Source organism: Streptomyces sp. NPDC002785 (genome assembly GCF_040295565.1).
Classification (GTDB): domain Bacteria; phylum Actinomycetota; class Actinomycetes; order Streptomycetales; family Streptomycetaceae; genus Streptomyces.
Window position 1 is genome coordinate 1 of the sequence record NZ_JBEOVN010000388.1, and the last position, 2,687, is coordinate 2,687.

Annotated in this window: 3 protein-coding genes; all 3 read right to left on the reverse strand. The window is 69.0% G+C overall.

All coding sequences use genetic code 11. The features are described from left to right. Positions 1 to 91 precede the first annotated feature (91 nt). The 3 genes from obgE to rplU all read right to left on the reverse strand — a co-directional run bounded on the left by obgE (position 92) and on the right by rplU (position 2,283). Positions 92 to 1,528, reverse strand: a complete 1,437-nt coding sequence (gene obgE, locus ABTZ94_RS37235) for a GTPase ObgE (RefSeq protein ID WP_351207851.1) — start codon at positions 1,526 to 1,528, stop codon at positions 92 to 94. 162 nt (positions 1,529 to 1,690) lie between these two features. After that, positions 1,691 to 1,948: a 50S ribosomal protein L27 gene (rpmA, locus tag ABTZ94_RS37240; protein ID WP_018103204.1), complete on the reverse strand. Its 258-nt coding sequence runs from the start codon at positions 1,946 to 1,948 to the stop codon at positions 1,691 to 1,693. Positions 1,949 to 1,962: 14 nt separating this feature from the next. Next, complete coding sequence (rplU, locus tag ABTZ94_RS37245; RefSeq protein ID WP_072483615.1) at positions 1,963 to 2,283, reverse strand: 50S ribosomal protein L21; 321 nt, start codon at positions 2,281 to 2,283, stop codon at positions 1,963 to 1,965. Positions 2,284 to 2,687: the final 404 nt, after the last annotated feature.

Sequence of the window (2,687 nt, forward strand, 5' to 3'; positions counted from 1 at the left end):
CTCGACTTCTACAACACTGGACGCCGACACACCGCGCTCGGCGGCCAGCCACCGATCAGCCGACTGTCACGAACGTCATGACCGAGTACACCTAGAACGGGTCGAAGTCGTCGAACTCGCGCTGCACCTCGTCGCGTTCCGCCTCACGTTCGCGACGGCGCTGCGCCGCCGGGCGCGGCGCTTCGAGACGGTGGTCCTCGCCACGCCGGCCGAGCATCTCCGCACCCGCCGCCATGGTCGGCTCCCAGTCGAAGACGACCGCGTTGTCCTCGGCACCGATGGCCACGCCGTCACCCGCACGGGCGCCGGCCTTCATCAGCCCGTCCTCGACACCGAGACGGTTGAGACGGTCCGCCAGGTAGCCGACGGCCTCGTCATTGTTGAAGTCGGTCTGCCGGACCCAGCGCTCCGGCTTCTCGCCGCGCACCCGGTACAGGCCGTCCTCCTCCTTCGTGACGGTGAAGCCCGCGTCGTCGACGGCCTTCGGGCGGATGACGATACGGGTCGCCACCTCCACGGGCTTGGCCGCACGCGCCTCGGCGATCACGCCCGCGAGCGCGAAGGAGAGCTCCTTCAGGCCCGTATGGGCGACGGCGGACACCTCGAAGACGCGGTAGCCGCGCGCCTCCAGGTCCGGTCGGATCATGTCGGCGAGGTCCTGGCCGTCCGGGATGTCGATCTTATTGAGGACCACGAGGCGGGGCCGGTCCTCCAGGCCGCCGTACTGCTTCAGCTCCTCCTCGATCATGTCGAGGTCGGAGACGGGGTCACGGTCGGACTCCAGCGTCGCGGTGTCCAGTACGTGCACGAGCACCGAGCAGCGTTCCACGTGCCGCAGGAACTCCAGGCCAAGGCCCCGGCCCTGGCTGGCGCCCGGGATCAGGCCCGGAACGTCGGCAATGGTGTAGACGGTGCTGCCGGCGGTGACCACGCCGAGGTTCGGGACGAGGGTCGTGAAGGGGTAGTCGGCGATCTTCGGCTTGGCCGCCGACAGGACGGAGATCAGCGAGGACTTGCCGGCGCTCGGGTAGCCCACCAGCGCGACATCGGCGACGGTCTTGAGTTCCAGGACCACGTCCCTGGCCTCACCCGGCTCGCCGAGCAGCGCGAAGCCGGGGGCCTTGCGCCGGGCGGAGGCCAGCGCGGCGTTGCCGAGGCCGCCGCGGCCGCCCTGTCCGGCGACGAAGGTGGTGCCCTGGCCGACCAGGTCGGCCAGCACGTTGCCGTTCCTGTCGAGCACGACCGTGCCGTCGGGCACCGGCAGGACCAGGTCCTGCCCGTCCTTGCCGGACCGGTTGTCGCCCGCGCCGGGCTGCCCGTTGGTGGCCTTGCGGTGGGGGCTGTGGTGGTAGTCGAGGAGCGTGGTGATGTCCTGGTCGACGACCAGGGTCACATCGCCGCCGCGGCCGCCGTTGCCGCCGTCCGGACCGCCGAGCGGTTTGAACTTCTCACGGTGTACGGAGGCGCAGCCGTGGCCCCCGTTACCCGCGGCGACATGCAGCTCGACGCGGTCCACGAAGGTGGTCATGGTTGGAACCTCCAGTTACATACATGCAGAAATGTCTCACTCGTGCTGTCCCCGCACAGGAGAAAGCCGTCTCTCATGGGAGAAACGCGCGAAAGGCGGACCCGCTTCCCGTACGGGAAGTGAGGTCCGCCTCCGCAGAAACCGCTCGACGAGCGCCGAAAATCAGCCGGCGATCGGAACGATGTTCACGACCTTGCGGCCACGGTGCGTACCGAACTCGACCGCACCGGCGGCGAGTGCGAACAGCGTGTCGTCGCCGCCACGGCCGACGCCCGTGCCCGGGTGGAAGTGGGTGCCGCGCTGGCGGACCAGGATCTCACCGGCGTTGACGGCCTGACCGCCGAAGCGCTTCACGCCGAGCCGCTGAGCATTGGAATCGCGCCCGTTCCGGGTGGACGATGCGCCCTTCTTGTGTGCCATGTCTCCTCAGTCCCTTACTTCGCAGCCGCGGGGATACCGGTGACCTTGATCGCCGTGTACTGCTGACGGTGACCCTGGCGACGGCGGTAGCCGGTCTTGTTCTTGTAGCGAAGGATGTCGATCTTCGCGCCCTTGTGGTGGTCCACGATCTCGGCCTGGACCTTGATCCCGGCCAGCACCCACGGGTCGCTGGTCACGGCGTCGCCGTCGACCACGAGCAGGGTCGAGAGCTCGACCGTGTCGCCAACCTGGGCAGTGGAAATCTTGTCAACCTCAACGATGTCACCGACAGCAACCTTGTGCTGGCGGCCACCGCTGCGCACGATGGCGTACACGCGGATCTCTCTCTCGCTCGGAACGAAGCCCCTGATGCCAGCCGCTCACGGGCCGGGGCCCGAGGTGATCCGAATGGACGAGCGGCCTCTCACCAATGAAGGGAGGGGGTTGCTCAGGGACAGACGCATATGGAAACACGCCGAAGGGCAAGATTACGGGCCGCTGTCCGGAGGGTCAAACCGGGCCCTCTCCTCCTCCCCGCCGCTCCCCCGCACCACTCCCGGGCCCGACAGCGGCCCGCTGACGGCCCATCGCCGGCTTCCTGACGGACGAGGACGGTTGTGGACTCGGCAGGGCGCCGTGCAGCGCGCACGGGCCCGCAGAGCGGGCCGTGCGGACGGCTTCCTCAGCGGCTACAGGGCGGTCCGCGACGGCCGGTGGGCCGCACCCATGTCGAGGTGCG